This is a genomic window from Aeromonas sp. ZOR0001 (assembly GCF_000801015.1).
Lineage (GTDB): Bacteria > Pseudomonadota > Gammaproteobacteria > Enterobacterales > Aeromonadaceae > Aeromonas > Aeromonas veronii.
Window position 1 is genome coordinate 14,781 of the sequence record NZ_JRJY01000091.1, and the last position, 23,264, is coordinate 38,044.

Annotated in this window: 25 protein-coding genes and 1 riboswitch; of the genes, 21 read left to right on the forward strand and 4 right to left on the reverse strand. The window is 60.2% G+C overall.

The window, feature by feature from the left end:
* The first annotated feature begins 246 nt into the window (after positions 1–246).
* From lpcA to L972_RS12055, 3 genes are all read left to right on the forward strand, one after another.
* Positions 247–825, forward strand: coding sequence for a D-sedoheptulose 7-phosphate isomerase (gene lpcA / locus L972_RS12045; RefSeq protein WP_033114978.1), 579 nt, complete (start codon positions 247–249; stop codon positions 823–825).
* Between the two features lie 135 nt (positions 826–960).
* Entirely contained in the window at positions 961–1,770 is an 810-nt protein-coding gene (locus tag L972_RS12050) for a class II glutamine amidotransferase (protein ID WP_047438496.1), read from the forward strand.
* 291 nt (positions 1,771–2,061) lie between these two features.
* Positions 2,062–2,397, forward strand: coding sequence for an Hpt domain-containing protein (locus L972_RS12055; RefSeq protein ID WP_019446543.1), 336 nt, complete (start codon positions 2,062–2,064; stop codon positions 2,395–2,397).
* 39 nt (positions 2,398–2,436) lie between these two features.
* On the opposite strand, the gene L972_RS12060 is transcribed toward L972_RS12055, so the two are convergent.
* Positions 2,437–3,351 carry a gluconeogenesis factor YvcK family protein gene (locus L972_RS12060; RefSeq protein WP_047438497.1) on the reverse strand — a complete coding sequence of 305 codons (915 nt, stop codon included), beginning with the start codon at positions 3,349–3,351 and terminating at the stop codon, positions 2,437–2,439.
* 113 nt (positions 3,352–3,464) lie between these two features.
* On the opposite strand from L972_RS12060, the gene L972_RS12065 reads away from it, so the two are divergent.
* Together L972_RS12065 and L972_RS12070 are read left to right on the forward strand one after the other, a co-directional pair.
* Complete coding sequence (locus L972_RS12065; RefSeq protein WP_047438498.1) at positions 3,465–4,649, forward strand: FIST signal transduction protein; 1,185 nt, start codon at positions 3,465–3,467, stop codon at positions 4,647–4,649.
* A gap of 31 nt (positions 4,650–4,680) precedes the next feature.
* The gene (locus L972_RS12070; protein ID WP_047438500.1) at positions 4,681–6,777 is read left to right on the forward strand and encodes a hybrid sensor histidine kinase/response regulator; all 2,097 of its coding nucleotides are present in this window, start codon (positions 4,681–4,683) and stop codon (positions 6,775–6,777) included.
* Between the two features lie 249 nt (positions 6,778–7,026).
* Here the strand turns inward: L972_RS12070 and L972_RS12075 are convergent, their stop codons facing one another.
* From L972_RS12075 to narQ, 3 genes are all read right to left on the reverse strand, one after another.
* Complete coding sequence (locus L972_RS12075; protein ID WP_005334473.1) at positions 7,027–7,602, reverse strand: LON peptidase substrate-binding domain-containing protein; 576 nt, start codon at positions 7,600–7,602, stop codon at positions 7,027–7,029.
* A gap of 103 nt (positions 7,603–7,705) precedes the next feature.
* Positions 7,706–8,344, reverse strand: a complete 639-nt coding sequence (gene narL / locus L972_RS12080) for a two-component system response regulator NarL (protein ID WP_047438501.1) — start codon at positions 8,342–8,344, stop codon at positions 7,706–7,708.
* The gene (gene narQ / locus L972_RS12085) at positions 8,344–10,056 is read right to left on the reverse strand and encodes a nitrate/nitrite two-component system sensor histidine kinase NarQ (RefSeq protein WP_005334468.1); all 1,713 of its coding nucleotides are present in this window, start codon (positions 10,054–10,056) and stop codon (positions 8,344–8,346) included. The genes narL and narQ overlap by 1 nt, the downstream gene beginning before the upstream one ends.
* 78 nt (positions 10,057–10,134) lie before the next feature.
* Positions 10,135–10,275, forward strand: a riboswitch (molybdenum cofactor riboswitch).
* Between narQ and moaA the strand changes: the two genes are divergently transcribed.
* From moaA to L972_RS12165, 16 genes are all read left to right on the forward strand, one after another.
* On the forward strand, positions 10,263–11,258 hold the full coding sequence (moaA, locus tag L972_RS12090; protein WP_041202018.1) for a GTP 3',8-cyclase MoaA: 996 nt from the start codon (positions 10,263–10,265) through the stop codon (positions 11,256–11,258). It overlaps the preceding riboswitch by 13 nt.
* A gap of 239 nt (positions 11,259–11,497) precedes the next feature.
* Positions 11,498–12,040, forward strand: a complete 543-nt coding sequence (gene napF, locus L972_RS12095; RefSeq protein ID WP_047438502.1) for a ferredoxin-type protein NapF — start codon at positions 11,498–11,500, stop codon at positions 12,038–12,040.
* A gap of 29 nt (positions 12,041–12,069) precedes the next feature.
* A complete protein-coding gene (locus L972_RS12100) occupies positions 12,070–12,324 on the forward strand; it encodes a chaperone NapD (RefSeq protein WP_031227438.1) in 255 nt (84 codons plus the stop codon).
* Between the two features lie 101 nt (positions 12,325–12,425).
* Positions 12,426–14,915, forward strand: a complete 2,490-nt coding sequence (gene napA / locus L972_RS12105) for a nitrate reductase catalytic subunit NapA (RefSeq protein ID WP_047438503.1) — start codon at positions 12,426–12,428, stop codon at positions 14,913–14,915.
* 16 nt (positions 14,916–14,931) lie between these two features.
* Positions 14,932–15,669, forward strand: coding sequence for a ferredoxin-type protein NapG (gene napG, locus L972_RS12110; protein WP_005334456.1), 738 nt, complete (start codon positions 14,932–14,934; stop codon positions 15,667–15,669).
* Positions 15,666–16,541, forward strand: coding sequence for a quinol dehydrogenase ferredoxin subunit NapH (gene napH, locus L972_RS12115; RefSeq protein ID WP_047438504.1), 876 nt, complete (start codon positions 15,666–15,668; stop codon positions 16,539–16,541). The genes napG and napH overlap by 4 nt, the downstream gene beginning before the upstream one ends.
* A complete protein-coding gene (locus L972_RS12120; protein WP_005334452.1) occupies positions 16,541–16,996 on the forward strand; it encodes a nitrate reductase cytochrome c-type subunit in 456 nt (151 codons plus the stop codon). Before napH ends, L972_RS12120 begins: the two co-directional genes overlap by 1 nt.
* An 11-nt stretch (positions 16,997–17,007) precedes the next feature.
* Positions 17,008–17,598 carry a cytochrome c3 family protein gene (locus L972_RS12125; RefSeq protein ID WP_005353459.1) on the forward strand — a complete coding sequence of 197 codons (591 nt, stop codon included), beginning with the start codon at positions 17,008–17,010 and terminating at the stop codon, positions 17,596–17,598.
* Positions 17,599–17,840: 242 nt separating this feature from the next.
* Complete coding sequence (gene moaB, locus L972_RS12130) at positions 17,841–18,347, forward strand: molybdenum cofactor biosynthesis protein B (protein WP_005344126.1); 507 nt, start codon at positions 17,841–17,843, stop codon at positions 18,345–18,347.
* 9 nt (positions 18,348–18,356) lie between these two features.
* On the forward strand, positions 18,357–18,881 hold the full coding sequence (gene moaC, locus L972_RS12135; protein WP_047438506.1) for a cyclic pyranopterin monophosphate synthase MoaC: 525 nt from the start codon (positions 18,357–18,359) through the stop codon (positions 18,879–18,881).
* Positions 18,878–19,123 (forward strand): molybdopterin synthase sulfur carrier subunit, encoded by a 246-nt coding sequence (gene moaD / locus L972_RS12140; RefSeq protein ID WP_047438509.1) that lies wholly within the window; start codon positions 18,878–18,880, stop codon positions 19,121–19,123. Before moaC ends, moaD begins: the two co-directional genes overlap by 4 nt.
* 2 nt (positions 19,124–19,125) lie before the next feature.
* A complete protein-coding gene (moaE, locus tag L972_RS12145; protein WP_047438511.1) occupies positions 19,126–19,599 on the forward strand; it encodes a molybdopterin synthase catalytic subunit MoaE in 474 nt (157 codons plus the stop codon).
* 87 nt (positions 19,600–19,686) lie between these two features.
* On the forward strand, positions 19,687–20,415 hold the full coding sequence (modA, locus tag L972_RS12150) for a molybdate ABC transporter substrate-binding protein (RefSeq protein WP_047438513.1): 729 nt from the start codon (positions 19,687–19,689) through the stop codon (positions 20,413–20,415).
* A gap of 110 nt (positions 20,416–20,525) precedes the next feature.
* Complete coding sequence (modB, locus tag L972_RS12155) at positions 20,526–21,206, forward strand: molybdate ABC transporter permease subunit (protein ID WP_005334429.1); 681 nt, start codon at positions 20,526–20,528, stop codon at positions 21,204–21,206.
* Entirely contained in the window at positions 21,203–22,303 is a 1,101-nt protein-coding gene (gene modC / locus L972_RS12160) for a molybdenum ABC transporter ATP-binding protein (RefSeq protein WP_052200058.1), read from the forward strand. The genes modB and modC overlap by 4 nt, the downstream gene beginning before the upstream one ends.
* Before the next feature lie 91 nt (positions 22,304–22,394).
* Positions 22,395–23,171: an alpha/beta fold hydrolase gene (locus tag L972_RS12165; protein ID WP_047438514.1), complete on the forward strand. Its 777-nt coding sequence runs from the start codon at positions 22,395–22,397 to the stop codon at positions 23,169–23,171.
* Positions 23,172–23,264 lie beyond the last annotated feature (93 nt).

Sequence of the window (23,264 nt, forward strand, 5' to 3'; positions counted from 1 at the left end):
TTGCGTGAAAGATTGCCAACGTGGCGTCACTGATCCAGAGGTCAGACCTGTTGGATATGGCCCCTGTTGTAATTCATACGCACAAAGTTATCAAGCTGTTTACATCTTCATTACCTTGCGACTGTGATCCCCGTAACGCTCGTGGCAACAGGGCTGTGTTGCAGGGGGGAGGGGGCGACTCCGGGATTGGCTTGTGCGAGAATAGCGGTGACTTACACGCACACTAAAAACAGTGGAAGAGACATCATGTACCAAGAATTGATCCGCAACGAACTGACTGAAGCTGCCAGCGTGCTGCAGGCTTTCCTGGCTGACGAGCAGAACCTGAAAAACATCGAAGCGGCTGCCAAGTTGCTGGCCGACTCCTTCAAGGAGGAGGGCAAGGTGCTCTCCTGCGGCAATGGCGGCTCTCACTGCGATGCCATGCACTTTGCCGAAGAGCTGACCGGTCGCTATCGCGAGAACCGCCCGGGTTACGCCGGCATCGCCATCTCCGATCCGAGCCACCTCTCCTGCGTCTCCAATGATTTTGGCTATGACTACGTATTCTCCCGCTATGTGGAAGCGGTCGGCCGTCGTGGCGACGTGCTGCTCGGTATCTCCACCAGCGGCAACTCCGGCAATATCATCAAGGCAATCGAAGCTGCCCGCGCCAAGGGGATGAAAGTGATCGCCCTGACCGGCAAGGATGGCGGCAAGATGGCCGGTCTGGCCGACATCGAGATCCGCGTGCCGCACTTTGGCTATGCCGATCGCATTCAGGAAGTGCACATCAAGGTGATCCACATCCTGATCCAGCTGGTCGAAAAAGAGATGGCCAAGTAATCGGCAACTCGTCGATAAGGGAGCAGGGAAGAGCACCACTAATGTGCTTCTCTCTGCACCTCTAAATCCGGTTTTTGCTGGCCAGCCCCAGTGCTAAGCCAGTTGTTATGTAGTCAAGGAAGGGGGCATCCGGATATGTGCGAACTGCTCGGCATGAGTGCCAATGTGCCGACCGATATCTGTTTCAGTTTTACCGGCCTGATGCTGCGTGGCGGCAAGACCGGCCCCCACAAGGATGGCTGGGGCATTACCTTTTACGAAGGGAAGGGCTTTCGCACCTTCAAAGATCCCGAACCCAGCGCCCAGTCACCCATCGCCAGACTGGTACAGGCGCTGCCCATCAAGAGCTGCGCCGTCGTCAGCCATATCCGCCAGGCCAACCGTGGCTGCGTCTCGCTGGAAAATACCCACCCCTTTACCCGCGAGCTGTGGGGCCGTTACTGGACTTTTGCCCACAATGGCCAGCTCACCGGCTACAAGAAGTTGCCAACCGGGCGACATCGACCGGTTGGAGACACCGACAGCGAACACGCTTTCTGCTGGCTGCTCGACCGGTTGGAGCAGAAGTACCCCAAGCGTCCCGCCAACTTTCCCGCCATGTTTCGCTATATGGCCACCTTGTGTGATGAGCTCAGGGGGTTGGGGGTGTTCAACATGCTGCTCTCGGACGGGGAGTATGTGATGACCTACTGCAGCAACAACCTGCACTGGCTGACTCGCTGTGCGCCGTTTGGCGAGGCGAGCCTGCTAGATGAGGAGGTGGTGATCGACTTTCAAAGGGAGACCACCCCCAACGATGTGGTGACCCTGATCACCACCCGTCCGCTGACCGGCAATGAGAATTGGGTCAAAATGGCGCCCGGCGAATTCAATCTGTTTCGCATGGGGGAGCGGGTGGCGACCAACCAGGTCGCGCTTGAGCAAGATAAAAAAATACCAGGGTAGATACCTACCCTGGTTCTTCGCAGCAGCCATAAAAGGCAAAAGGGATGAGAGGTGTTGCTGAGCATCATCACTCTGACGGCATTAATTGTTGATCAATTGTTAATTTATGACAATAAAATTGTTGTCTTGACGGGCGTTTCAGCATCGCTATTTCGATACCGATCACATTTTTTGCCACTTTATTCCCTGAGCCATCCAATCGGGTGCTTCATCACTGCCTGGCCGTGAGCCACGACATCGAAAACTATCTATAGTATGGTCTGTTTGAATACTGTTCAGGAGGAGCCTCGCATGGAGTGGGTGGATCGCAAGGTGTTGCAGCAGCTGGCAGAGGATATCGGTCCGGATATGCTGCCCGTGGTCATCGCAGTCTTTATTGAAGAGGTGGGCGAGCAGCTGAGTCAGCTCAGACCCCTCTATGAACAGGGAGAGTGGGAGGCGCTGGCTCGGGTGGCGCACAGCATGAAATCATCCTGTGGCAGCTATGGCGCCATACCGAGTTATCAGCAGGTGATGGCGCTGGAGATGGCCAGCAAGCAGGCCGATGTGGCCGAGGCAGAGCGCCAATTGCAACTGCTGGAGGCCTCCTTGCCTCAGGTGCTCGCGTTTCTTGCCGATTATCAGTAACGGCGCCATGCAGGGATGCCGGGGCGCCGTGACCGTTGCCTAACGCTGGTTGAGCAGTTGCTGGATGATCCGGTCCAGCGCCAGTTTCAGCTTCAACCGATCGTGTCGATGGGGCAGCTCAAGCTCGCCCAGCTCGGCTTCGATCACACGCCCTTGCCAGTCCCCCGCATCACCCGCGCCCTGTGGGGCCAGGATGGCATCCAGCCGACCCTGACCGACCCGGGATTCCAGCCAGCGACATTGACTCATCAGATCCAGCTGACTGGCAGGGCCGTTCTCCGCCACCAGATTGCAGACGAAAACCAGCATGGCGCTGCTCTCGTTGATGGCCTGGGCGATCTCGGCCAGCAGCAGTGGCGGCATGATGGAGGTGAGAAAACTGCCCGGCCCCAGAATGATCATGTCCGCCTGCTGCAATGCCAGCACCGCTTCCCGGGTCGCTTGCACTTCCGGCATCAGGCCGAGGGAGAGGGGCGGTGTTGCCAGTTGATCGATGGATACCTCTCCCAGGATCTGGGTGCCACACTCCATATGGGCGCAGAGATCGGTGGGAAATTCAGACATGGGTAGCAATTGTGACTCGATTTTGAGCATGTCACTGATCAGCTTGATAGCATCAAGAGGACGGACACAGAGATTATCGAGCGCCAGCAGCATCAAGTTGCCAAGGTTGTGGCCCGCCAGCTCGCCTTTGCCGGCGAAGCGGTACTCGAACAACAGGCTGCCGATGCTGGGATCGGTCACCAGCTGGTTCAGGCAGTTGCGCAGATCGCCCCAGGCGATGCACTCCTGACTCTTGCGCAGGCGTCCGGTCGAGCCGCCATCATCTGTGGTGGCGACGATGCCGGTGAGCCGTTGACCGAGAAACGAGAGGGACGAAAGCACTCGTCCCATGCCATGGCCACCACCGATGGCAACGACCCGATCGAAGTCATTGATGTTTTTTTGCCACATATGGGCGTCCTGTTATTGGTCTCAGTTGACCGCTATGTTAGCAAGCGAAGCGAGATAATTGTTTGATAAAGGTATGATTTTTGCTTGAGGCAGCCATTCGATAAAACAAGGAGATGGTGTTGAAATTTCTGACCGTTCACTCCCTCGCCCAGAATTCATCGCTGGCGGCCCAAGATATCTGCGCGCAGCTGCGCCACCATGCCGATCAGGCCCCCTCCCTGCTGTTACTCTATTTTACCCAAGCCCATGAGGGGGCGATACTGCGCGACGTGCTCAAACGCCAGTTCCCGACGACCCGCCTGCTTGGGTGCAGCTCTTGCGGTGGTGTCATGACCGAGATGGGACACCACGCCCGAGACGGATATGGGCTGGCCGTTGCTGCTCTGTACGATGAGAAAGGGGCATTCGGGGTAGCTGGTGCCAGCGGTGACGGGGTGGATGTGCGGCAGTTGCTGCGCCGAGCCATGAGCGACTGTGGTCGGCCGGGCGAGCTGCCCCAGCTGATCCTGTTTCATGCCAGTCCCGGTAAGGAAGAGGGGCTGCTGGCCGGTATCGAGGCCGAACTCGGTGCCTCGGTGCCGGTGGTCGGTGGATCTGCGGCTGATAGCAGCGTCAGCGGTGACTGGCAACTCTGCTGGGATGAGGCGGTGGCCCAGGATGGCATCGGTCTGGCGGTGCTCTATCCTGATTGCCAGCTGGCCTTTCAGTTTCATTCGGGCTATGTGCCTGCCGAATTCAGCGGCGAGATCACCACCTGCAACGGGCGGGAGGTACTCACCATCGATCACCAGCCTGCCGCCGAGGTCTATGCCCGCTGGTGCGGGCGCGAGCAGCCCTGGCCGGTAGGGGCGATTTTGCGCGAGACCACGCTCACCCCGCTGGCTCGTCAGGTGGGTGCACTGGATGGCATTCCTTACTACAAACTCTCCCATCCCGAAGCGGTGACCGAACAGGGCGGGCTGCGGCTCTTTACCGATGTGGTGCAAGGGGAGCGTCTGTTGTTGATGTACAGCAGTCAGGAAGGGTTGTTGCAGCGCAGCCTCAATGCCATGCGCGTTGAGCCAGGGTATGGGGTCGACGTGGAATTGCAGCCTATCGGTGCTCTCATCATCTTTTGTGCTGGTTGCCGTTTGGCGCTAGGTGATATGTTGTGCCAATTTGTCGAGCAGAGCCAGGCTCGCCTCGGCAAGATCCCCTTTATCACCCCCTTTACCTTCGGCGAGCAGGGGCGGCTGCCCAATGGCGAGCTGGCCCACGGCAACCTGATGGTATCGAGCGTGATTTTCCTGACCCGTTGAGTCGGCAGAACATAACAGAGCAGGCAACAAGATGATTGGCAACAGTGAACTGGAAGCCCTCGGCGACAAATTGCAGACCACGCTGGTCGACCTTATGCGTTGCCGCGAGCGCGAGGCCAAGTATCGTCACGAGTCCCAGACTCTGCTGGGGGGGGTTGCCACCCTCGCCGATGCCAAGACGCTGGAGCAGGTGCTGGAGAGCCTTATCCAGGTGCTCAAACCCTTTATCGGCTTTGATCACGCGGATGTAGTGGCCTGGGAAGGGGAGCAGGGGAGTACCCACCTCAGTACCGAGCCGATGCTATCAGCCCGCAGCTGGCGCATGACCTCGGCATTTGCCCGCGCCATCTCGGGTGAAACCCTGGTGATTTACGATCCCGCCCAGCTGCCCGAGCTGGCGCCGCTGGCGAGCGAGTCGGGCTGGGCCAGCGTGATGTTGACCGGGCTGCAGGCCCCCGGTTTTACCGCCACCCTCATCTGCCGCCACGCTCGGGCGGGCACCTTCGATCTCACCAGCAAGGCCGCCATGGAGCGTTGCCGTCCTCTTATCGCCCAGGCGCTGGTCAACATCACCTATCGGGCCCGCTTGCAGGAGCAGGTCGCGGTAAAAACCGAGGCGCTGCAGGCCAGCGAACGCCGTTTTCGCAGCTTCGCCGCCATGGCTTCGGACTGGTTCTGGGAGACCGATGCCGAGCATCGCCTCAGGTACGCCTCTGAGCCGGGTTATCTGGATGAGATGACCCCGCAGGCGACCCGGCCGACCCTCTATGACTACGTCTGCAACAAGCAAAGCTGCGATGCCCAGAAATACCTACAGCTTTTGGAGCTGCGCCAGCCGGTGCGAGGGGTGCGGATGCAGGTTGCGCTGCAACACGGCCCCTGCTGGATGGAGGTGAGCGCCGAGCCCTGTTTTGACCATGATGGCCTGTTTATTGGTTATCGCGGCACTGCCCGGGATATCAGCAACCAGATCCGTAGGGAAGAGGAGCTGGCGCGGGCACGGGATGAGGCCGAAGCGGCCAACCGTGCCAAGTCCCAGTTTCTGGCCATGATGACCCACGAGATCCGCTCGCCCATGAATGCGGTGTTGGGGATGCTCGATCTGGTGCAGCATGCCGAGCTGGCGCCGGAGCAACAGAGCCTGCTGCGCCATGCCACCCACTCGGCCAGATTGCTGCAAACCATCATCGACGACGTGCTCGATTTTTCGAAAATCGAGTCGCAAACCCTGGTGTTTCACTGCGAGACCCTGCAACCCGTCCAGCTTTGCCAATCCCTGGTCGAGCCGCTGCAAGCTCGCGCGACCGCCAAGGGGATCGCGCTGGTTTATCGGGTCGATGAGTCTGTGCCCCAGGAGTTGCAGGGGGACCCGATGCGTCTGTCGCAGGTGATGGGCAATCTGCTGGACAACGCCCTCAAATTTACCGAGCAGGGGCAGGTGACACTGCACCTGGGTTGGCAGGATGAGAAGCTGCTGATCTCGGTCTCCGACACCGGGATCGGGATCGCCGATGCGGATCAGGCGCTGCTGTTTGAACCCTTCTCCCAGGTCGACAACTCGGCCACCCGGCGTTTTTCCGGTACCGGCCTCGGTCTTGCCATCAGCAAGCGTCTGGTGACGCTTATGGGGGGAGAGATCCACCTGAAGAGCGAGCCGGGCAAGGGAAGCTGTTTCTGGTTCGAACTGCCCGGCATGGCGCTGCCTTGCCATAGCCAGCCGCAGCGGGAGGAGGGGGCTTCGGCACTGCTGCCACTGGATGTGCTGGTGGTGGAGGACAGCCCGGTGAACCAGTTGGTGGTGTCGCTGATGCTGCAAAAACTGGTGGGCAAGGTTCGGCTGGCTGCCAATGGTCTGGAAGCGCTGGCGCAGGTGGATGAGCAGATCCCGGATCTGATCCTGATGGATATGCGGATGCCCCTGATGGACGGACTGGAAGCCACCCGGCGCTTGCGGGAGCTGGGATGTACTATGCCTATCGTCGCCCTGACGGCCAATGCGATGGCGGAGGACAAGGCGTGCTGTCTGGCGCAGGGGATGGATGACTTTCTCGCCAAGCCCATCACCTTGTCACGGCTGAGAGAGTGTTTGCTGCGTCATTTTGGTCAGCGGTTGCCGACGCGCGGATAAAAAAAATGGTCAACTTTGTGGGTTGACCAGTTCTTCAGCAAATACTGAAGAGAGCACGGGATAAATCGGGTTGTATCAATCTATATGAAAAATCTGTGCCAACTTTTTTGGGACTCTTTTGTGTTCAATTTTGGCCGTTTAGCGCAGCGGCTCTCTCTTGTTATGGCGTTTTGCGTTCCTACTTACTCGCAAAATGCGAATTTCACATTTTCATTGTTGGAATAATTGCATTTTGCAACGCTGTTTTTGTCATTGTGAAATCAGGCGATGCAGGAATTTACGGGCTGCTTCGCTGTTTTGTTTGGCAATCAGCATCTGCTTTTCATAAATCGGCATCGGCAATATCTCGAGCCAGCGCTGGCAGAGCCAGGCGGCATCTTCAAAACGCTTGTCCGGATAGAGCTCATCAAGCTCCGGATACTGCTCGAACACTTCCCGCAGGCGATTGACCAGCAGCTTGTCGTTGAAATCTGAGTGGGTGCTCGGCCAGTTGGGCAGCATCTCCACCTTGGCCCGGCGCAGGCCCATCTCGTCTGTTTCCATCTCGTGGATACAGAAGCGCTCCAGTCCCAGCACCGTCACCCCCAGCAGGCCATCATTGAGGGTGTAGAAGTCGGTCACCTTGACCCGGGTGCCCACCGGCAGAATGCGGCCGGATTGTCCCGAGGTGGTCGACTCTTCCATCACGATGCCAAAGCCCTGATCGTTGATGAATGACTCCTTGAGCATCTGCAGGTGGCGTGGCTCGAACAGACGCAGAGGAAGCTTGCCGCCCGGCAGTATGTGGGAAGGCAAGGGGAACAGTGCCAAAGGTTGTAGTTTCATGTTCCATCCTCCATTGAGTAGTTGCTGAATATGACAATGCAGCGACTGTGCCAGAGAATGAAAAAAGCCACCGGAGGGTGGCTTTTCGGGCGGTTGAGGGCGCTTAGTTGCGCTGCTCCAGATACATGACAGCCGCTTCCACGCGGCTTTGCGCCTCGAGTTTCTTCAGCAGGCTCTTCACGTGAACCTTGACCGTTCCCTCGGAGATATGGAGTACCGAGGCGACCTGTTTGTTGGAGAGGCCTTTTGCAATTTCGCGCAGGATTTGCATTTCGCGACGCGTTAAGCTTTGCAGCTTCTGCTGCAGGTGATCCAGCTCGTAGATGTTTTCGAGATAGGGGCGCAGCGGTTCGCTCAGGATCTGCTTGCCGGTCATCACGTCGGCCAGCTGGGCCAGCAGCAGATCAGGCTCGGTATCCTTGAGCAGGTAGCCGTCGGCACCCGCCTTGAGCAAAGCAACCACATCCTGACGGGCATCGGAGACGGTGAGGATCACCACCCGGGAGGTGATCTCTTCGGCCCGCAGCGCCTTGAGGGTATCGAGGCCGGAGAGCCCCTTCATGTTGAGGTCGAGCAGGATCAGGTCCGGCTCGGACTCTTTGGCCAGCGCCACGGCATCTGTGCCGTTGGAGGCTTCACCGGTCACCTCCATGTTCTCTTCCAGAGCCAGCAACTGCACAATCCCTTTGCGCATGAGGGGATGGTCATCTACGACCAGAACTGTGTATTTCATCTCGTCCATCAGGCGTCTCTCGCTAGACTGGTGGGAAAGGTCAGATGCACGCAGGTGCCTTGTGGTTGCTGCTCGTTGATGGTCAGCAGACCGTGCAGTTTGCTGGCGCGCTCGTTCATGATGCTCAAACCGTAATGGTTGATCGCCGAGCTGGCGAGTCCGATCCCGACACCGTCATCTGAAATTTGAACCTCGATGTTACCACTGGCGAGGGTCTCACAGCTAACATCAATCACTTGCGCGTTGGCATGTTTGATGGCATTGAGCACTGCCTCACGGATCAGCTGCAAAATGTGGATATGCTGGCCCGCCTCCAGATCGTTGTCGGCCAGTCCGTAATGGAACCGGATTTCGGCCTGGGTCTGGGGTTGCAGCTGATCGAGCATCACCCGGATAGCTTCCCCCAGATTGGCATCGCCAATGGTGAGACGGAAGGTACCGAGCAGTTCGCGCAACTGGGTATAGGCATTGCTAAGCCCCTCGTCGATCTGCTGCATCGCCTCCTGCGCCTTGTCATGTTGCCCCTTGGCGTAAGAGCGCTTGAGCAGGGTGGACTGGATCTTGAGGTAGGAGAGGGCCTGCGCCAGCGAGTCGTGCAGCTCCCGGGCGATCACCGCCCGCTCCTCCATCAGCAGCAGTCGCTGCTGTTGCAGCAGGGTCTGGTCTTTGTGCAGCACTTGAGCCAGCAGCATGGTGAAATTCTTGATCAACCGCTCATCGATGGGGTGTTGGCTGATGATGTCGAGGCGGCCGAACTCCTGCTCATCCATCTGCAGATAAAAGCTGGCGACCGCATCGAGATCGCCGGGCCAGCCGGTGCGCCCCGAGATGTAGACCGGCATGGCGTTGTGCTCGAAGCGGGTCAGCCGGATGTGGTCGATATGCTGGTGGGCGGCGGCGCGGTCCAGCAGTTTGATAAGGGTACGGGTGCTGAGCGGGGCAGCGTGCAGCTTCTGGGCGGTCGAGTAGAGAAACGAGAGTGTGTCGTTGGCCTGTTGCAGCTTGGCGGTTTTCTCTTCCACCTTGTTCTCAAGCTCCCGATAGAGCTTGCCCAGCTCGTCTGCCATGGTGACGAAGGCGCGCGACAGCTCCCCCAGCTCGTTTTCGCCGTGGGCGGGCAGTTTAAGATCGAAATCCTGCCGCTGGATCTGGCGGGCGCAGTAGACCAGCTGGTTGAGGGGGGCGACCACCTGCTGGCGGGTGAAGCGCACCGTGAACCAGGCGATGGTGATGATGGCCAGCAGGCCGAGCCCCTCTGCTAGTGCCAGCATCCGCACCTTGAATTCCACGTGGTACTGCATCTGATTGACGAAATTGTCGATGGCCGCCACAAACTGCTCGGTGTTATCGGTGTACCGTCTGGGGGTGCGATCCTCGATGTGCTGGCGCATTACCTGCCACTGGCCGAGCACCTCGCCATAGGTGCGACGCAGGGAGGCAGGAGTGATCCAGCGCTGGGTCTCCTGCAGCTCTTCGGCGTGCAGGGTCTCTTCAAACTGGGAGAGGCGCCCCAGCACGCTGTCGCCCCGCTCGATTTCGTAGGCCATCCGGTAGGCCTGCATCCGCAGCGAACCGGAGAGGTTGATCGCCTTGGCATCGGGTACCGAGTAGAAGAGGGTAACCATGGCGACCAGCGCGATCAGGCTGGCCATAAAGAGGATCAATACCATGGCGCGCCCGATGGCACTGCTGACCGAATGGACCCTGAACCGTTTTCCCATACTGATGCGCACCTCTGAATAGTGATAAGGACCCCGCAAGATGCGTGGGAGTGTACTCCAACTTGTGTTAGCATCGAAAAACTAGATGAACTCCGAGCGGTTTTGCCTAAGTCCTAGCGATAGGGGGAAACCAGCCGTCAGCCGACGTTCGAGCTGTAAGGGTCAGGAAAGAAATGCCCTGGCCTCCCGTATTTGGAAAGGTGTTTATGTTGCCACTTGAAGATGGTTTTTCCCGTCGTTTTTACTATTTGCGTCTGTCGGTGACCGATGTGTGCAATTTCCGTTGCACCTATTGCCTGCCTGACGGCTATCGTCCCCCCGAAGGTCACAAAGCGGGGCGTCAACCCTTTCTCTCGATTGACGAGATCCGCCGCGTGGTCAGCGGTTTTGCCGCCATGGGCACCCGCAAGGTGCGCATCACGGGGGGCGAGCCCTCCCTGCGCCGCGATTTCACCGAGATCGTCAAGGTGATTGCCACCACCCCGGGCATCGAGAAGGTCGCCATGACCACCAACGGCTATCGCCTCAAGGAGCGGGCTCAGGAGTGGTTTGATGCCGGACTCAACGCGCTGAATGTCAGTGTCGACAGTCTCGACCCGCGCCAGTTTCACCAGATCACTGGCGAGAACAAGCTGGCCGAAGTGATGGAGGGGATCGAAGCAGCACTGGCCGCCGGTTTCAAATCGGTGAAGATCAATGCGGTGCTGCTCAAGGGGCTCAACGACTACCAGCTTGATGCCTTTCTGGGCTGGATCAGGCACAAGCCCATCGAGCTGCGCTTTATCGAGCTGATGCAGACCGGCGAGATGGATACCCTGTTTCGTGACCACCATGTCAGCGGCGAGCAGATCAAACAGCGCTTGCTGGAGAGCGGCTGGGTGCAGCAGTTGCGGGGCACGGATGACGGTCCGGCGCAGGTCTTTATGCACCCCGATTCGCAAGGTGGGGTGGGGCTCATCATGCCCTACAGCAAGGATTTCTGTGCCGGTTGCAACCGGCTGCGGGTCTCCTCGCTGGGGAAGCTGCATCTGTGCCTGTTTGGTGACAACGGCATCGACCTGCGGGATCTGCTCGGCGCAGATGCACAATCCGATGAGCTGCAACAGCGCATTCGCGCGGCACTGGCGGGCAAGAGTGCTACCCATCGTCTCCATGAGGGCAATGCCGGTATCACCCCTCATCTCGCCTCGATCGGCGGATAACCGCAAAAAATCGCCAACGATTAAATAGCAATCCTCACATGGAGGTATTTTAACCGATACCTCCATTTTTATTGCGCTGCAAGGCTTTGATCTGGCGCAAGAATCCCCCCTGTTTATCTCCCTGGTGGTATATCCCTTACCTTGTCAGGGCCGCAATATACACCCACTCTTATAATTGGTATCAAGAATGCCAATCATGGACTCGCACTGTCCCCTTTTTCACCAGAACAGGAGTCAACATGCCGGATGAGATCGATCTTGCCCGCCGCGGCCTGTTCCGGGGGCGGCTGAGAACTGCCGAACCGCCGGTGCAGTTGCCCTGGTCAGTCAACTGGTCGGCATTTGTCACCGACTGCACCCGCTGCGGGGAGTGTCTGGCGGCCTGTCCGGAGCAGATCCTGGTGAATGGCGAGGGCGGTTTTCCGGTGGTCGATTTCCAGCGTGGCGAATGCACCTTCTGCACTGAGTGCGTCACGGTCTGCAAGGCGCCTGTGTTTCGCCCGACCAGCGAGTCCCCCTGGCACTACAAGGCCCATATCGAGGCCAACTGTCTGGCCAATGGTCAGGTGTTCTGCCAGCGCTGTCAGGACAGCTGCGAGCCCAATGCCATTCGTTTTATTCCGGTGTTGGGGCGTGTGCCCACCCCGACGGTCGAGCCGGATCGCTGTAATGGCTGCGGCGCCTGTGTGCAGGATTGTCCGGTTGGCAGCATCAAGGTCGACGGGCGAGCCGCCCCATCCGGTGGTGCGAGCCAGCCCACCCTCAAGCAGGAGTCAGAATGAGTCAGAAGCCGTGTGACACAGAAGCCACAATGGATCAGGAGTTCCATGTATCGAGTCTGGTGGTGCTGACCCAGCCCCCTTTGCGCCATCAGCTCGCCGAGCAGATTGGCGCCCTTGAAGGGGCCGAGATCCACGCCGTCAGTGACGAGGGCAAGCTGGTCGTGACCCTGGAAGGTCCGAGCCAGCGGCCGATCATGGCGGCCATTGATGCGATACAGGCGATGCCGGGCGTGCTCTCAGCCGCCCTGATTTACCACCAGTTCGATGAACTGGGCGGTCACTGAAAAGAGTGATGGGATGCCGGGCGTGCCCTCTGCCGCTGATGGCTGGCTCCCGTTCGACAGATTCGACAACTATTACGCGATAAGCAATGTGAGGATATGCCATGAAGCTGAGTCGACGCGACTTTATGAAGGCCAACGCGGTGGCAGCTGCCGCAGCCGTGGCCGGTGTCAGTGCCCCCACGCTGGCAGCCAATCTCATCACCAGTACCGACAAGACAGCCATCCATTGGGATAAGGCTCCCTGCCGCTTCTGCGGTACCGGCTGCTCCGTGCTGGTGGGCTCTCAGGATGGTCGGGTCGTGGCGACTCAGGGTGACCCCGATGCACCGGTCAACCGTGGCCTCAACTGCATCAAGGGCTACTTCCTCTCCAAGATCATGTACGGCCAGGATCGCCTGACCCAGCCGATGCTGCGGATGAAGAACGGCCAGTTCGACAAGGATGGCGACTTTGCCCCCATCAGCTGGGATCAGGCGTTCGACATCATGGCCGAGAAGTTCAAGGCGACCCTGAAAGAGAAGGGGCCGACCGCCGTCGGCATGTTCGGCTCCGGCCAGTGGACCGTCTGGGAAGGCTATGCCGCCGCCAAGCTGATGAAGGCCGGTTTCCGCTCCAACAACATTGACCCCAATGCCCGTCACTGCATGGCCTCTGCGGTCGTCGGCTTCATGCGTACCTTCGGCATGGACGAACCGATGGGCTGCTACGACGATATCGAGCAGGCCGATGCATTCGTGCTGTGGGGCTCCAACATGGCCGAGATGCACCCCATCCTCTGGTCGCGGATGTCCGATCGCCGTCTCTCCAACCCGGATGTGCAGGTGCACGTGCTCTCGACCTTCGAGCACCGCAGCTTCGAGCTGGCGGACAACGGCATGGTGTTCACTCCGCAGACCGACCTGGCGATCCTCAACTATGTCGCCAACTACATCATCCAGAACGACAAGGTGAACTGGGACTTCGTCAACAAGCACACCGTGTTCAAGAAGGGGGTCACCGACATCGGTTACGGCCTGCGCCCGACCGATCCGCTGCAGCAGAAAGCGAAGAACCCGGACAGTGGCGATGCCACTCCGATGACCTTCGAGGAGTTTGCCAAGTTCGTGGCGGATTACGATGTGGAGTCGGTCTCCAAGCTCTCCGGCGTCTCCAAAGAGAAGCTGGAAAAGCTGGCCAAGCTCTATGCCGACCCGAGCAAGAAGGTGGTCTCTTACTGGACCATGGGCTTCAACCAGCATACCCGTGGCGTCTGGGCCAACAACCTCTGCTACAACATCCACCTGCTGACCGGCAAGATCTCCGAGCCGGGTAATGGTCCTTTCTCGCTGACCGGTCAGCCCTCTGCCTGTGGCACCGCGCGTGAAGTGGGTACCTTTGCCCACCGTCTGCCTGCCGACATGGTGGTGACCGAGCCCAAACACCGCGCCATTGCCGAGCAGATCTGGAAACTGCCGGAGGGGACCATTCCCGACAAGGTGGGTTTCCACGCCGTGCTGCAGGATCGCATGCTCAAAGATGGCAAGCTCAACGCCTACTGGGTGATGTGTAACAACAACATGCAGGCTGGCCCCAACATGAATACCGATCGCCTGCCTGGCTATCGCGATCCGCGCAACTTCATCGTGGTCTCTGACCCGTACCCGACCGTCACTGCCCAGGCCGCTGACCTCATTCTGCCTACCGCCATGTGGGTGGAGAAAGAGGGGGCCTACGGCAACGCCGAGCGCCGCACCCAGTTCTGGCACCAGCAGGTGAAAGCGCCGGAAGGGGCCAAGTCCGACTTGTGGCAGCTGATGGAGTTCTCCAAGCGCTTCAAAGTCGAGGAAGTGTGGCCGGCTGAGCTGATTGCCAAGATGCCGGAAGTGAAGGGTAAAACCCTGTTCGACGTGCTCTATGCCAACGGTCAGGTCAACCAGTTCCCGAAAGAGCAGAGCAAGGGGATGCTGAACGACGAAGCCGAGCACTTCGGGTTCTACGTCCAGAAGGGCTTGTTCGAGGAGTACGCCACCTTCGGTCGCGGTCACGGCCACGATCTGGCACCGTTCGATCAGTACCACGAAGCCCGTGGTCTGCGCTGGCCTGTGGTAGATGGCAAAGAGACCCTGTGGCGCTACCGCGAAGGGTTCGACCCTTATGTGAAAGCGGGCGAGGGGGTACGTTTTTATGGCAAACCCGATGGCAAGGCGGTCATATTCGCCCTGCCGTTTGAGCCCGCCGCCGAGTCGCCCGATAAAGAGTACGACCTGTGGCTCTCTACCGGTCGCGTGCTGGAGCACTGGCACACCGGCACCATGACCCGTCGGGTGCCCGAGCTCTATCGCGCCTTCCCGGATGCGGTGCTCTTCATGCACCCGGACGATGCCAAGGCTCGCGGCGTGCGTCGTGGTGAAGAGGTGATCGTCTCCTCCCGCCGTGGCGAGGTGAAGACCCGTGTCGAGACCCGTGGTCGCAACCGTCCGCCGAAAGGACTGGTCTTCATGCCCTTCTTTGATGCGAGCCAGTTGGTCAACAAGCTGACCCTGGACGCCACCGATCCGCTCTCGAAAGAGACCGATTACAAGAAGTGCGCCGTCAAGGTGATGAAGGCTTAAGGCGGGGGAGTACGAGATGAGTCGTAGTCGTCGCCAGTTTCTGGCCGACATGGCCAAGGGGGCCTGCGGTGTGGGCCTACTTGGCGTGGGGCTCGGTGGCGTGGCCCGCCAGCAGGCACAAGCTGTCCCTGCCCAGGCGCTGCGTCCGCCCGCCGCTCTCGATGAAACAGAGTTCCTCAGCGCCTGCGTGCGTTGCGGGCTCTGCGTCGAGGCGTGCCCCTACGACACCCTCAAGCTCGCCCGGCTGTTTGACCCTGTGACCACCGGTACCCCTTATTTCAAGGCGCGTGCCGTGCCCTGCGAGATGTGTGATGACATCCCTTGCGTGGTGGCCTGCCCGAGCGGGGCGCTGGATCAGCAGATGACCGACATCGATCAGGCCCGGATGGGGGTGGCAGTGCTCATCGATCACGAGACCTGTCTCAACTATCTGGGGCTGCGCTGCGATGTCTGTTATCGGGTCTGCCCGCTGATTGACAAGGCGATCACTCTTGAGCTGCAGCATAACCAGCGTACCGGCAAACACGCCATGTTCCTGCCCACGGTACACAGCGATATCTGTACCGGCTGTGGCAAGTGTGAGCATGCCTGCGTGCTGGAGGAAGCGGCCATCAAGGTGGTGCCACGCCAGCTTGCCAAAGGTGAGCTGGGTCATCACTACCGGCTCGGCTGGGAAGAGAAGGCCAAGGCGGGGAACAAGTCGCTCATCGGCGACAGACTCACCCTGCCCACCCGCAAACCGGAGGGGTTATGAGTCGTTATCCGGGGGAAGAGGCGCGCATCAAGCTGGGGTGGTGGCGTTCCCATCGCTTCCTGCTGCTGCGTCGGCTGAGTCAGTTCAGCGTGCTCGGGCTGTTTTTGCTGGGGCCGTTGGCGGGCATCTGGATCCTCAAGGGCAACCTCTCCAGCTCGCTGTTGCTGGAGACGGTGCCGCTGACCGATCCCCTCACGCTGTTGCAGTCGCTGGCGGCGGGTCACTGGCCCATCACCACCCTCTGGCTGGGGGCTGCCATTGTGCTGGCCGGTTACTGGCTGGTCGGGGGGCGGGTGTTCTGCTCCTGGGTCTGTCCGGTCAACCTCATCACGGATGCCGCAGCCTGGCTCCGGGGGCGACTTGGCCTCAAGGGCAATGGCCAGTTCAGCCGTGCGACCCGCTACTGGCTGCTGGCCATGGTGCTGGTGGTGCCAGCGGTTGTCGGGGTGATGGCGTGGGAGCTGGTCAATCCGGTGTCACTCGCCATGCGTGGTCTGCTGTTTGGCATGGGGGCTGGCTGGGCCCTGCTTGCAGCGCTGTTCCTGTTCGATCTCTTCGTGGTTGAGCGGGGCTGGTGCGGTCATCTCTGTCCGGTGGGGGCCTTCTATGCCCTGGTCAACCGGGTCGGATTTATCAAGATTTCTGCCAAGGGGCGCGAGCGGTGCAACAACTGCATGGATTGTTATGCGGTCTGCCCGGAGCGTCCCATCCTGCGCGGGCCTGTTCACGGTGCCAAGCGCGGTCACGGGCCCTTGATTGCGGCTCAGGAGTGTACCAACTGTGGCCGCTGCATCGATGTCTGCGCGGAACAAGTTTTTGAAATCACTGTAGGTTTTGCCGTCAAGGCAGAAAAAACGTCGGAGAACAAATAATGAAAAAGCTGATTGGAGCAATGCTGGCCTGCCTGATGGCGGGATCCTTGATGGCAGCGGCCCCCGAGATCACCAACAGTACCGGTGGCCTCAAGTCCGAGCGTGGCGCCACCGATCTGGTGACCGATGCCACCGCCGCGCCCCTGAAAAACTTCCGCAAGGATGGCGCGCCCTACGATCGCCAGTACATGCATCAGCCGCCGCTGATCCCCCACGACATTCGCAACTACGAGGTGGACACCAAGGTCAACAAGTGCCTGGCTTGCCACAGCTTCAAGAATGCCAGCGCCATGAAGGCTCCCAAGATCAGCCCGACTCACTTCGAGACCCGCGACGGCCTGACCCTGGGTGAAGTGTCGCCGCGTCGCTACTTCTGCCTGCAGTGCCATGTGCCGCAAGCGGATGCCAAGCCGCTTGTGGAAAATACCTTTAAACCGGTTGAAGCGCTGAACTGAGGAATCCATAGATGAAATTACCCGGCTTTATCCAGCGTCTGTGGACCACCTTCAAGTCACCGTCGAAGGCGGCTCTCTGGGTCATCCTGCTGATGGGCTTCTTTGGTGGCGTGATTTTCTGGGGTGGCTTCAACACCGCCATGGAAGCATCCAACACCGAGGCCTTCTGCACCAGCTGTCACGAGATGAAGGACAACGTGTTCGAGGAGTATCGCGATACCATCCACTACGCTAACCGCTCCGGTGTACGGGCCAGCTGCCCGGATTGTCACGTACCCCATGAGTGGACCTACAAGATCATCCGCAAAGTGCAGGCTTCCAAGGAGCTGTGGGGCATGATCACCGGCAAGGTGGATACCCGCGAGAAGTTCGAGTCGCACCGACGCGAGATGGCGGAGCGGGAGTGGCAGCGGATGAAAGAGACCGATTCGCGCGAGTGCCGCAACTGCCACAACTTCGAGTACATGGACTTCTCCCTGCAGGGGCAGCGTGCCGCCAAGATGCACTCTACCAATCTGGCCAGTGGTGAAAGTACCTGCATCGACTGTCACAAGGGGATCGCTCACCAGCTGCCCGACATGACCGGGGTGAAAGGGTTCTGATCCTGCGACGACAGGCCGGGTTTACCCGGCCTGCGTTTTGTTCATATATGGGACAAGCATCAGATTTGTGTGTCTTTTAAATCCCATATCTCGTGAAACCTTTGATAGAATCAGCCCGCCGTCACACGCTTGAGCAAGTTGGTCACCCCTGTCTGCGTCAGTTTTTGCGCCCTGACAGCTGGCCTCTCATACCCCTTCTCTTCCTGCCTCGTTGACGGCCCATAGCCACAAGGAGCTGCCCGATGGGACAGAAACACAACGCATTTATTCCCCTCAAGATCGCCGTGCTGACGGTCTCCGACAGCCGCACCGCCGCCGATGACAGCTCGGGCGACTATCTTGTCTCGGCCCTTACCGACGCGGGCCATCAGCTGGCCGATCGGGCGCTCTGCCCGGACAACCTGTTTCGCATCCGCGCGCGGGTGAGCGAGTGGATCGCCGATGAGGGGGTGCAGGTGGTACTGATTAACGGCGGTACCGGTTTCAATGAACAGAACCGGGTACCGGAAGCGGTCGGTGTGCTGTTCGAGCGCACCGTACAGGGTTTTGGCGAGATGTTCCGTCAACTCTCTTTTGCCGAGATTAAAGGCTCCGCCATGCAGAGCCGTGCGCTGGCGGGACTCGCCAATCGCACCCTGATCTGCTGTCTGCCCGGCTCCACCGGCGCCTGTCAGCTGGGTTGGGAGCAACTGATCCGCGATCAGCTCGATGCCCGCACCAAGCCGTGCAACTTTGTCTCCCACCTCTGAGAGCAAACGATGAACCAGACCGATCCCAAGCAGACCCAGCCCAACCTGACGCATCTGAACCAGAGCGGCGAAGCCCATATGGTGGATGTGACCGACAAGCAGGTGACCGAGCGCGAAGCCCGTGCCGAGGCGTTTGTTGCCATGGCTCCCGAGACGCTGGCGCTGATCCTGAGCGGCCAGCACCACAAGGGGGACGTGTTCGCCACCGCCCGCATCGCCGGTATCATGGCTGCCAAGAAGACCTCTGATCTTATCCCCCTCTGCCATCCGCTGGCCTTGACCAAAGTCGAGGTGGAGATAGTGCCGCTGCCCGAGCAGAATCGGGTACATATCCGCACTCTCTGCAAGCTCTCCGGCAAGACCGGGGTAGAGATGGAGGCGCTGACGGCGGCATCGGTGGCGGCGCTGACCATCTACGACATGTGCAAGGCGGTACAAAAGGACATGGTGATCGAACAGGTGCGGCTGGTAGAGAAAAAGGGCGGCAAGTCCGGCCATTTTCAGCTGGGGGCAAATAGCGGGGGGCAAGCATGATCAAGGTACTGTTTTTTGCGCAAGTAAGAGAGCTGGTGGCCTGCGACGAGTTGAGCCTGCCATGCGACTACGCCACCGCCGAACAACTGCGCGCGGCGCTTTGTGAGCGCGGCGACAAGTGGGCGCTGGCCCTTGAGGTGGGCAAACTGCTGGTGGCGGTCAACCAGACCCTGGTGTCCCTCGATACCCCCATCAATGATGGGGATGAGGTTGCTTTTTTCCCACCAGTGACCGGAGGTTAAGGATGAGCGAGGCAACCATCACAGATCGCATTGTGGTGCAGCGGGAGGATTTCTCGCTGGCGGATGAATATGCCCGCCTCGCCACCCGTCCAGACAGTGGCGCCATCGTCACCTTCGTTGGCAAGGTGCGCGACTTCAATCAGGGGGAGGAAGTGAAGGGGCTGGCCCTTGAGCACTACCCCGGTATGACCGAGAAGGCGCTGGCCGATATCGTGCAGGAGGCCCGCCGCCGCTGGTCGCTGCAGGAGTGCACCCTGATCCACCGCATCGGCGAGCTGTGGCTTGGCGATCAGATCGTGCTGGTGGCGGTGAGCAGTGCCCACCGCGACGCCGCCTTTGACGCCTGTCACTTCATCATGGATTTCTTGAAAACCCGGGCGCCGTTCTGGAAAAAAGAGCTGACCGCCGAGGGTGTGCAACGCTGGGTCGAGGCCAAGGAGAGCGACAACGCCGCCGCTGCCCGCTGGCAAGCCTGACCTGTTCATCACGAGGGGCGCAGGTTCAACGGGAACCACGGCCCCGCCAAGGGGCGCGGATGTGCGGGCCCCATCAGGAGAAAGGGAATGAAACCGCTGTTATCTGTTGTCATCGCCGGCGTCTGCGCTACCACCTTGCATACCGGTGCCGTGCAGGCCGATGAAGTGAAAGTGGCTGTGGCTGCCAACTTCAAGGGCACTATCGAGCGTATCGGCAAGGAGTTCACCGCCAAGACCGGCCATACCCTGGCCATCTCGTCTGCTGCCACCGGGGTGCTCTACACCCAGATCAGCCACGGCGCGCCGTTCGATCTCTTCCTCTCCGCCGATGCGGCGACCCCCGAGAAGCTGGAAAAAGAGGGCAAGGGGAGCGATCGCTTCACCTACGCCATCGGCCAGCTGGGGCTGTGGAAGAAGGGGGGGCCGGCCCCTGACGAGGCGACCCTGCGCAGCTGGAAAGGCAACCTCGCCATCGCCAATGCCCGCACAGCTCCCTATGGTGCTGCCGCCATGGCGACCCTCACCCATCTCAAGATCGATCCCAAGCAGTACCGGTTGCTGACCGGCGCCAACATCGGCCAGACCTGGCAATTTGTCGATACCAGCAATGCCGAACTGGGCTTTGTCGCCTGGGCCAATCTGGTGGAAGCAGGCAAGACCGACGAAGCCTGGGCGGTGCCTGCGAGCTTCTATCCCCCCATCGAGCAGCAGGGGCTGGTATTGAAGAAAGGCGCCGCGGTCGAGGCGCTGGTGGCCTGGCTCAAGGGGCCGGGTCAGGCGCAGATCAAGGCGGCGGGTTATGCCCTGCCCCAATAAGGGATGGGGCTGACGTAATACCCTGAGTGGTCGGCCTTCGGGTCGGCCACTCTTTGCAATAAGGATGGATACCATGCCGTTGGGGGCATTTATCAACCGGGAGGTCGGCAATGAGTGAAGGGGATCTGCTGGCGGTCTGGCTCACCCTGAAGCTTGCCGCCTGCACCACAGCGATTTTGCTGTTGCTGGCACCGCCGCTGGCCTGGTGGCTGTCGCGCAGTCAGAACCGGCTGCGGCCGCTGGTTGAGGCCTTGGTGGCACTGCCGTTGGTGCTGCCTCCCACAGTGCTGGGTTTTTATCTGCTGCTCGCCTTCTCCCCCGAATATGGCTTCGGCGCCTGGTGGCGCGACACCTTTGGCGCCCCGCTCGCCTTCAGCTTTCTCGGCCTGCTGTTTGCCTCCATCCTCTATTCGCTGCCGTTTGTGGTGCAGCCGCTCACCTCCGCCTTCGTCAACATGGGCAACAAAGAATTGGAGGCCGCTGCGACCCTGGGGCTCGGCCCGCTGGAGCGCTTCTTCCACATCATCTTGCCGATGACCCTGCCCAGCTTTGTGATGGCGGCAGCGCTGGGCTTTGCCCACACCCTGGGGGAGTTTGGCGTGGTGCTGATGATTGGCGGCAATATCCCCGGCGAGACCCAGGTGCTCTCCATCGCCCTGTTTGATCATGTGGAGGCGATGGATTACCGACAAGCCCACTATCTGGCGGGCGGCCTGATGGCCTTCTCGCTGGTGATGCTGGTGCTGGTCTACGGGGTGTTGCAGCGCAGACAGCGGAGAGTGTTTGGATGAACCAGCCCGCCACTATGCCGCCAGTGAACGAGCCGCACTGCCATGCCCTGAACCTCCATGCCCGGCGCGAGTTTGGCCCCTTTACCCTCGATTGTGCACTGACCCTCGAGCTGGGGGGGATCCTAGGCCTGTTCGGCCCCTCGGGCTGTGGCAAGAGCACCCTGCTGCGCATCATCGCCGGACTCGATCGCCAAAACGGGGATCGCTTATGGTGGTGCGAGCGGGAGTATGCTCAACTGCTGCCCGAAGCGCGCCGGATCGGGCTGGTGTTTCAGGACTCGCGGCTCTTCCCCCATCTGACGGTGCTCGGCAATCTGCAACTGGCGGCCCGCAAGGGGCGAGGGCGCTGGCAGCCCGAAGCGCTGGCGGCGCGGCTCGGCTTTGCCGATCTGCTGGGGCAACCTGCCCATGCCCTTTCTGGCGGCCAACGCCAGCGTGTAGCATTGGGGCGGGCGCTGCTGGCCGAGCCTGATCTGCTGCTGCTCGATGAGCCTTTTTCTGCGCTCGATCGGCGCAGCCGCATCCATCAGGCCCATGTGCTCAAGGGGTTGCAGCAGGAGAGCGGTATCCCGATGATCTTCGTCAGTCACGCCATGGAGGAGGTGAGCCTGCTCTGCGATCAGCTGGTGCTGCTGGAAGGTGGCAGGGTGGAGGCGCAAGGCCGGCCGAGCGAGATCTTCGCCCGCACTGATCTCTCGCTCGCCAGCCGTGACGATGCCGGGGTGATGCTGGCGGCGACCCTCTCTCACTACGATGAAGAGGAGCAGATGGCGACCCTGCAGCTTGGTGAGCAGCAACTGCGGGTCACCATGACCCAGGTGCCGGATGAGAGCGGCCCTTTGCAGATCAAGGTGGCCGGGCGCGATGTGGTGATTGCCACGGCACCCATCGAGCACTCCAGTCTCTCCAACTGTCTCGTCACCCGTCTGCTGGCGGTGCGCGAGGTTCGCCCCGGCCAGACTCTGTTGCAGTTGGCGCTGGGTGAGCAGATACTGCTGGCTCGGATCACCAGCCGCTCCGCCAGGCGGCTGGCGCTGGCGCCGGAGCAGCAGATCTACGCTTATATCAAGGCGGTGAGTCTGGTCAGCGAAGGCTGATTGGGCGTCGTGCTGATAACGTGGCAGGATGGCCACGGGCAACATAACAACGAGAGATGGTTCAGGTGATGAGTCGAGAGGCAATACACTGATGCGCCGCAATCAGGTGATGAAATTCAACGGGCTTGCCCTGCGCAGCGCAGGAGAGGGCCCCTTGCTGTTGCTGCTGCACGGGCTGGGCTCCTCGAGCCTCGACTGGCAGGCGCAGATCGAACGGTTTTCCGAACAGTACCGGGTGGTGGCGCTGGACTTGCGCGGCCACGGCCAGAGCATGCAGGAAGGGCCGTTTGACGTGGCCACTCTGGCGGCAGATGTAGTGCGCTGGCTTGATGAGCAATCCGGCCCCGCCTGGGTGGTAGGGTTGTCGCTCGGGGCCATGGTGGCGCTGGAGCTGGCGCTGCAACTGCCCCACAAGGTGCAGGGGCTGGTGCTGGTCAACGGTTTTAGCGAGTTTTTGCTGGAAACACCCAAAGAGCAGGAGCGTTACGCCCAGCGTCTCAAGTGGCTGCGCTGGTTTGGCATGCGCCCCCTCGCCTGGTGGCTGGGGCGCGAGCTCTTCCCCGGCCCGGATCTGGCGCAGGTGCGCCACACCTTCCGGCTGCGTTTCGTGCGCAATAAAAAGAAAACCTACAAGGCGCTGCTGGAGGCGCTACCGGGCTGGTCGGTACGGGCCCGGCTCGGCGCTATCTGGCAGCCGGTGGCCATCATCTCCACCAGTCATGACTACCTGCCGCTGGCCAAACGGGTAGAGCAGTTTGCCGCCCTTCCCAACGCCACCATCCACACCCCCAACGGCCACCACGCTTGGCCCGCGGAAGATCCTTCCGGATTTAATCATTTGCTTCACCGGATTTTAGAAACCCATTAAACTTGTCGCCCTTTTACCCCGTGTATCTATTGGTTCGATCGCCTTGCCAAGGGCATAAGGCAAGGCAATCGGACCCATTTCTGATCTATTAAC

What these genes read in the sequence shown, in the direction of transcription:
- lpcA (WP_033114978.1), top strand. Translation starts at nt 247, where the DNA reads ATGTACCAAGAATTGATCCGCAACGAACTGACTGAAGCTGCCAGCGTG.
- L972_RS12050 (WP_047438496.1), top strand. Translation starts at nt 961, where the DNA reads ATGTGCGAACTGCTCGGCATGAGTGCCAATGTGCCGACCGATATCTGT.
- L972_RS12055 (WP_019446543.1), top strand. Translation starts at nt 2,062, where the DNA reads ATGGAGTGGGTGGATCGCAAGGTGTTGCAGCAGCTGGCAGAGGATATC.
- L972_RS12060 (WP_047438497.1), bottom strand. Translation starts at nt 3,351, where the DNA reads ATGTGGCAAAAAAACATCAATGACTTCGATCGGGTCGTTGCCATCGGT.
- L972_RS12065 (WP_047438498.1), top strand. Translation starts at nt 3,465, where the DNA reads ATGGTGTTGAAATTTCTGACCGTTCACTCCCTCGCCCAGAATTCATCG.
- L972_RS12070 (WP_047438500.1), top strand. Translation starts at nt 4,681, where the DNA reads ATGATTGGCAACAGTGAACTGGAAGCCCTCGGCGACAAATTGCAGACC.
- L972_RS12075 (WP_005334473.1), bottom strand. Translation starts at nt 7,602, where the DNA reads ATGAAACTACAACCTTTGGCACTGTTCCCCTTGCCTTCCCACATACTG.
- narL (WP_047438501.1), bottom strand. Translation starts at nt 8,344, where the DNA reads ATGGACGAGATGAAATACACAGTTCTGGTCGTAGATGACCATCCCCTC.
- narQ (WP_005334468.1), bottom strand. Translation starts at nt 10,056, where the DNA reads ATGGGAAAACGGTTCAGGGTCCATTCGGTCAGCAGTGCCATCGGGCGC.
- moaA (WP_041202018.1), top strand. Translation starts at nt 10,263, where the DNA reads ATGTTGCCACTTGAAGATGGTTTTTCCCGTCGTTTTTACTATTTGCGT.
- napF (WP_047438502.1), top strand. Translation starts at nt 11,498, where the DNA reads ATGCCGGATGAGATCGATCTTGCCCGCCGCGGCCTGTTCCGGGGGCGG.
- L972_RS12100 (WP_031227438.1), top strand. Translation starts at nt 12,070, where the DNA reads ATGGATCAGGAGTTCCATGTATCGAGTCTGGTGGTGCTGACCCAGCCC.
- napA (WP_047438503.1), top strand. Translation starts at nt 12,426, where the DNA reads ATGAAGCTGAGTCGACGCGACTTTATGAAGGCCAACGCGGTGGCAGCT.
- napG (WP_005334456.1), top strand. Translation starts at nt 14,932, where the DNA reads ATGAGTCGTAGTCGTCGCCAGTTTCTGGCCGACATGGCCAAGGGGGCC.
- napH (WP_047438504.1), top strand. Translation starts at nt 15,666, where the DNA reads ATGAGTCGTTATCCGGGGGAAGAGGCGCGCATCAAGCTGGGGTGGTGG.
- L972_RS12120 (WP_005334452.1), top strand. Translation starts at nt 16,541, where the DNA reads ATGAAAAAGCTGATTGGAGCAATGCTGGCCTGCCTGATGGCGGGATCC.
- L972_RS12125 (WP_005353459.1), top strand. Translation starts at nt 17,008, where the DNA reads ATGAAATTACCCGGCTTTATCCAGCGTCTGTGGACCACCTTCAAGTCA.
- moaB (WP_005344126.1), top strand. Translation starts at nt 17,841, where the DNA reads ATGGGACAGAAACACAACGCATTTATTCCCCTCAAGATCGCCGTGCTG.
- moaC (WP_047438506.1), top strand. Translation starts at nt 18,357, where the DNA reads ATGAACCAGACCGATCCCAAGCAGACCCAGCCCAACCTGACGCATCTG.
- moaD (WP_047438509.1), top strand. Translation starts at nt 18,878, where the DNA reads ATGATCAAGGTACTGTTTTTTGCGCAAGTAAGAGAGCTGGTGGCCTGC.
- moaE (WP_047438511.1), top strand. Translation starts at nt 19,126, where the DNA reads ATGAGCGAGGCAACCATCACAGATCGCATTGTGGTGCAGCGGGAGGAT.
- modA (WP_047438513.1), top strand. Translation starts at nt 19,687, where the DNA reads ATGAAACCGCTGTTATCTGTTGTCATCGCCGGCGTCTGCGCTACCACC.
- modB (WP_005334429.1), top strand. Translation starts at nt 20,526, where the DNA reads ATGAGTGAAGGGGATCTGCTGGCGGTCTGGCTCACCCTGAAGCTTGCC.
- modC (WP_052200058.1), top strand. Translation starts at nt 21,203, where the DNA reads ATGAACCAGCCCGCCACTATGCCGCCAGTGAACGAGCCGCACTGCCAT.
- L972_RS12165 (WP_047438514.1), top strand. Translation starts at nt 22,395, where the DNA reads ATGCGCCGCAATCAGGTGATGAAATTCAACGGGCTTGCCCTGCGCAGC.